The organism is Arthrobacter sp. 10T413_2, assembly GCF_056394205.1.
The window spans coordinates 1-4,968 of sequence record NZ_JBFTHK010000251.1; the positions used below are offsets into that span (position 1 = coordinate 1).

At 66.5% G+C, this 4,968-nt stretch carries 7 protein-coding genes; 5 read left to right on the forward strand and 2 right to left on the reverse strand.

The genetic code is table 11. The annotated features are described in order from the left end of the window. A partial coding sequence (locus AC1DBQ_RS21745) for a hypothetical protein (RefSeq protein ID WP_476930492.1) occupies positions 1–1,112 on the forward strand: 1,112 nt, incomplete at its 5' end. An 85-nt stretch (positions 1,113–1,197) separates the two neighbouring features. Here the strand turns inward: AC1DBQ_RS21745 and AC1DBQ_RS21750 are convergent. After that, positions 1,198–1,773: a LysM peptidoglycan-binding domain-containing protein gene (locus AC1DBQ_RS21750; protein ID WP_476930493.1), complete on the reverse strand. Its 576-nt coding sequence runs from the start codon at positions 1,771–1,773 to the stop codon at positions 1,198–1,200. Positions 1,774–1,891: 118 nt separating this feature from the next. On the opposite strand from AC1DBQ_RS21750, the gene AC1DBQ_RS21755 reads away from it, so the two are divergent. From AC1DBQ_RS21755 to AC1DBQ_RS21765, 3 genes are all read left to right on the forward strand, one after another. Further along, entirely contained in the window at positions 1,892–2,485 is a 594-nt protein-coding gene (locus AC1DBQ_RS21755) for a DinB family protein (RefSeq protein WP_476930494.1), read from the forward strand. Positions 2,486–2,585: 100 nt separating this feature from the next. Further along, the gene (locus tag AC1DBQ_RS21760) at positions 2,586–2,762 is read left to right on the forward strand and encodes a DUF1059 domain-containing protein (RefSeq protein WP_476930495.1); all 177 of its coding nucleotides are present in this window, start codon (positions 2,586–2,588) and stop codon (positions 2,760–2,762) included. Next, entirely contained in the window at positions 2,759–3,904 is a 1,146-nt protein-coding gene (locus AC1DBQ_RS21765; protein ID WP_476930496.1) for an EAL domain-containing protein, read from the forward strand. The genes AC1DBQ_RS21760 and AC1DBQ_RS21765 overlap by 4 nt, the downstream gene beginning before the upstream one ends. A gap of 49 nt (positions 3,905–3,953) precedes the next feature. Here the strand turns inward: AC1DBQ_RS21765 and AC1DBQ_RS21770 are convergent, their stop codons facing one another. After that, positions 3,954–4,385 carry a DUF1810 domain-containing protein gene (locus tag AC1DBQ_RS21770; RefSeq protein WP_476930497.1) on the reverse strand — a complete coding sequence of 144 codons (432 nt, stop codon included), beginning with the start codon at positions 4,383–4,385 and terminating at the stop codon, positions 3,954–3,956. A 104-nt stretch (positions 4,386–4,489) separates the two neighbouring features. Between AC1DBQ_RS21770 and AC1DBQ_RS21775 the strand changes: the two genes are divergently transcribed. Continuing rightward, positions 4,490–4,968 (forward strand): ABC transporter ATP-binding protein (locus AC1DBQ_RS21775; protein WP_476930498.1); only part of this gene is annotated, 479 nt, incomplete at its 3' end.

The following is a 4,968-nucleotide window of genomic DNA, read 5'->3' on the forward strand; positions in this document are numbered from 1 at the left end:
ATATTACGCCTCGTATGACAGTCATTCCCGGTGTGCCGTACACCATGTCTGCCTACCTTCGGGCGGCTGGAATTGCCGGGGTATCCCTGCAGATGGTTTTTTACGATTCCGGCGGGGCGGTAGTCGGCAACAGCTCCTACTCGCCCACCATCACCGGATCCACCTTTGTCCGCACATCGGTAACGGCAACACCCCCGGTCGGGACAGTCAGCATGCTTCTCCGTATCGGCAATGCGAACGCTACTGCCGTCAGTAACGCCATGGACTTTTACGGTGTGATGCTCGACCAGTCGGACACATTGCGCTCCTGCCCTGAAGGGGCGCCGAGGCCTTACATGACGGTAGCTGCCATCGGCCGCGACCACCCGACCCCGAACAGTCAGACGACGTGGGTCCTTGATKAACAGCTGGGCGGMTCGGGAACTCGTGACCCCTCCGCTTGGGAATACGCCTTGGGTGTTGACATTGGCGGGACCGACTCGTACATCGGCAACCAACACGGTTACGACCGCCCGACGTCATGGACGGTCTACGCCGATGCCAAGACTCTCACCCCGCCCGTTGGCTCGATTTACACCTCGAACGGGTTCACGATCGAGCGGCTGTCGGATCTATACCACCCTGGCAGCCCGAGTAGGGTCGGAACCGCGCGCGTCGTCTACAGCATGAGTGCAGCGGGAGGATTGCACGTGGACCGAAAKATCACATGGGCCACAGACGGCTGGTACTACAACCCGTACATGGTGATGTGGCCGACCAGGCTCGAACGAGTGTCCTGGGTAGGGGCCAACCAGACCTGGACCGCAGACCAGAACATCGGCAAGGCGCCTGCCGGCCAACTTGGCAAGCTCCCGTACCAGTTGTGCTACGCCTGGAACGCGGCCGGGAACTATGTTGCTCTGTGCGACTCGGGGCTTGAGGKCTTCCGCTCCTTCGCCTGGGGGACAGCCTACGCGTACTACGAGGACCGCAGTGCAACCCTGAAGAAGCTCTACGTCGCGCCGATCACTGACGGTGTTCGTCGACATTTCATGGCCGGCGACACCATGCAGGCCGCCAGCACCTATGCGGCCGGCAGGGTATCCAGTCCGGAGGCCACGCTGAAACGCTAGMGACCACGCTTTCTTGGCCCGYGGATCCGCGGACCTCCGAAACCCGCGGACCTCCGAAACCCGTGGACCTGCGAAATCCCGGGGCTCAGTCGGTCGGCGCATTCGGGATCGTCACTGTTGTGCCGGCGGGCGGAATCCATTCGCCGCCGGTGAGTAAGTCCAGATTGGCCATCCGCAGTGCATGGAGCGGGACGCCGTAGCGGCTCGCGATGCCCGAGGGGGTGTCCCCGGGGACCGTCCTGTACAGGAGCCGTCCCTGGCCGTCCTGCCCGGTGACGTGGCCGCCGGCCCCCAKCTGCKGGACGTCCACGCCGCGGAGATCGACCACCTGCCCCGCGGCAAGCGGCACCGGTTGGTTGAAGCTCCTGAGGATMTCGGGAGTCATCCGGAAGTGGGCGGCGATACCCTCCCAGGTGTCGCCGTCGGYGGCCGTATAGCGCATGGGCAGGAAGTAGCCGTTCATCTCCGTTGTCCCCGGCAGGACCGCCGGAGACGGGGAGGCTGCCGGGGATGATGTAGGCACCGCGGCCGCCGGCCGGCCCGCCGCGGGTCCGCCGGAAGCGTCCGCACCGGAACCGCACGCGGTCAGCGAACCGGCCAAGAATGCGGCAATAATCGCAGCGGCGGGCACGAGGCGACTGGCGCCGGGACCGTGACTCACGTTGGTGTCCTGTCATTCGGGGCCTCCCCCCGAGGCCCACTGCCGCCGATTATTCCATACGTTTGATGAAACCTGATTTCCGGCGGCCCCTTTGATCGGGTTAGGTATAGTGCGCGTCATGGACKATAAGGCGATTTTGCACCGTTACCTGAGCACCCGCCGCGCCGACCTCCTCGGCAAGCTTGAGGGCCTGAGCGAGTACGACGTGCGCCGGCCGCTCACTCCGACCGGCACCAACCTGCTGGGCCTGGTCAAGCACGTGGCCAGCGTCGAATTCGGTTACTTTGGCGAGGTCTTCGGCCGGCCCGGCGGCCTGGAGCTGCCGTGGTTGGCTGACGATGCAGAGCCGGATGCCGACATGTGGGCGACCCCCGGCGAGACACGGGAGCAGATCGTGGAGCTGCATCGGTTCGCCGCCGCGCACAGCGACGCCACGATCGATGACCTTGCCCTAAACGCGCCCGGCGTTGTGCCCTGGTGGCCGGACGAGCGCAAGCACGTGACCCTGCACCAGATCCTCGTCCACATGTGCGTCGAGACCGCCCACCACCTTGGCCACGCGGACATCCTGCGTGAGCTCATCGACGGGAGCGCCGGCCAACGTCCGAATGACCCGAACCTCTCGGCGCGCACCCCCGAAGGGTGGGCTGTTCACCGGGCCCGGATCGAAGCGGCCGCCGTGGCCGCCGAAGCCCTGGCGGCCAATGATTGATTGCCGGAAACACCCGGCTTTTCTGCAAGCCAAATCTCAGTTTTCCGGGCGGGGGCGTCGTAGGGTTGTCGGGTTCGCTGTCGAAGAAGAAGGAGCTGACGTGAAGTCGTTTGCCTGTGGTGATGTGGTTCCCGGCTGTGAAGCCCGCTGGGTGTGCAGCACGGATGATGAAATTCTGGTCAAGGTGGCAGCCCACGCTGCGACCGCCCACGGCCTGGAGGAGCTGCCGGCCGACGTCGTGCAGTCCGTCCACAGAGCCATCGTCCCCGTTAGTTGATTCACGAGGCAGGCGGCCTCCCTCCCGGCGCCGGGGCCCCCCCGGGCTGGAAAGAGCATCTGGCGGCCGCCTGCCGCGGCGAAGGCCTTTCCGCGGCCTACCAGCCCATTGTTGACACCGCCCGCGGCACGGTGGTGGGCTACGAAGCACTGGCGCGATTTCCGGGTTTCGAGGAAAAGAACCCAGAAGCATGGTTTGCCGCCGCACGCGCCCACGGGCACGCTGCCGAGCTCGAGGCCGCAGCCTTGCGGGCAGCGCTCGCGGCGCGTCCCACGTTGCCGCCAAACTGCTTCCTGACGCTCAACGTCTCACCTGAACTGCTCCTGACGGAGAGTATCCGCGAGATCTGGCGCGATCAGGGAAACCTTGGCGGCCTCGTGGTTGAGCTCACGGAGCAAACTCCGATCGACTCCTATCTGGAGCTGGAACCTGACCTCAACCAGCTGCGCGCCGCAGGCGCCCTGATCGCCGTCGACGACGCCGGAGCCGGCTATGCGGGGCTCCGTCACCTCCTTGCCCTGCGGCCCTCGCTGATCAAGATCGACCGCGAGCTCATCCAGGACGTCGACCGCGACGAAGCCAAGCGCGCGCTGATCTCCATGCTCGGAACTTTTGCCAGCCGCGTMGATGCCTGGATCCTGGCCGAGGGCGTTGAACGGGTGGAAGAACTGGACGCCCTTGCCGCCCTCGGCGTTCCCCTGGTGCAGGGGTATTGCCTGGCCCGACCGGGGCCGGCGTGGGAAGCGCTCGACCTTGACATCGCCCACCGGCTGGCGTCAAAACCGCCCGTGACGCACCAAAGTATTATCCGCGACATCGTGGAACCCGCGACGACGGCCACGAGCGCGGCGACGGCGGCCGCCGCCTTTGACGGTAACCCTGCCCTGGAGTCGGTTGTGCTGACGGGGGAGTACCAGCGGCCCGTCGCGGTGCTCGACCCCTCGGCGGCGGCGCTGGGGATGGTGAGCCCGGGCATGCGGGTCAACCTGGACACGCCGCTCAGCGAGGCACTGGCGCGGTCCATGACGCGGACCCGGGACAGCCGCTTTGACCCCCTGCTCGTCACGGACAACGCAGGACGCTTTGCCGGCATCGCCCGCATGGAACGGATGATCACGGCCCTCGCAGCGGCCGACACCTAGCCGTGCCCGGGCCGGAGGTGTCGGTAGCCCCGCTGTGCCCGCCGGCTCCCTACCCGTCCAGGAGCTGGTCTGTGGCGGGGTCCGGGGCGCCGTCGTAGTAGCGGTCCAGGACGTCGCGGAACACGGACTCGCCGGGGGCGGCCCGCAGGAACAACGTCATGGACGAGTGCAGCTTCCGGGCATCGATGCCTCCAAAGATCTGCACCGCGGACCGTCCCTGCACGGCAGCCACAGCGGCGGCGACGTCTACGAGCCGCGGGCCCAGGACCGGGTGCCGGTAATAAGCCCGCGCCTCGTCCAGCGATGAGATGGCGTACCTGCGGGCGGTCTCGCTGTGGCCCAGCCCGGCGAGCTGGGGGAACACAAACCACATCCAGTGGCTCCGCTTCGTGCCGGACCTCAGCTCCGCCAGGGCATGCCCGTACGTTCCACCGGAGTCCTGGGCAGTTACGAACCGTTCAAGATCGTAGGGGTCTTCCATGCTCGCTAGGCTACGTCGCCGGGGTTCAACGCGACAGCCCGGCCGCTCGTGATGGGTCCTTCGGCCGGGGCGATAGGGTCCGACCCCGGCGTATCGTGTCCGCTATGACGAGCGTCTTGGAGATGGCCGGGGTTGTAAAGCGGTTTGGGCCGGTGGTTGCCCTGAACGGGCTGGACTTTTCAGTCGAAGCGGGCGAGGTCCACGGTTTCCTTGGCCCCAACGGCTCAGGGAAGTCKACAACCATCCGTCTGCTGCTGGGCATGCTCCGCGCCAACGCGGGCTCCATTCGGGTCATKGGCTTTGACCCGTGGAGCGACGTCGCGAGCCTGCACCGGCGGCTGGCCTACGTCCCCGGGGATGTGGCGTTGTGGCCCAACCTGACCGGCGGTGAAGTGATCGATCTGCTCGGGCGGCTCCAGGGTGGTCAGGACGCGGCCCGGCRGGACCGGCTCCTGGAGATATTCGACCTCGACCCGACGAAGAAGTCCCGGGCCTATTCCAAAGGCAACCGGCAGAAAGTGGCMCTGATCGCCGCGCTGGCCACCGACGCCGAACTTTTCCTGCTGGATGAGCCCACCAGCGG

What these genes read in the sequence shown, in the direction of transcription:
- AC1DBQ_RS21770 (WP_476930497.1), bottom strand. Translation starts at nt 4,385, where the DNA reads ATGGAAGACCCCTACGATCTTGAACGGTTCGTAACTGCCCAGGACTCC.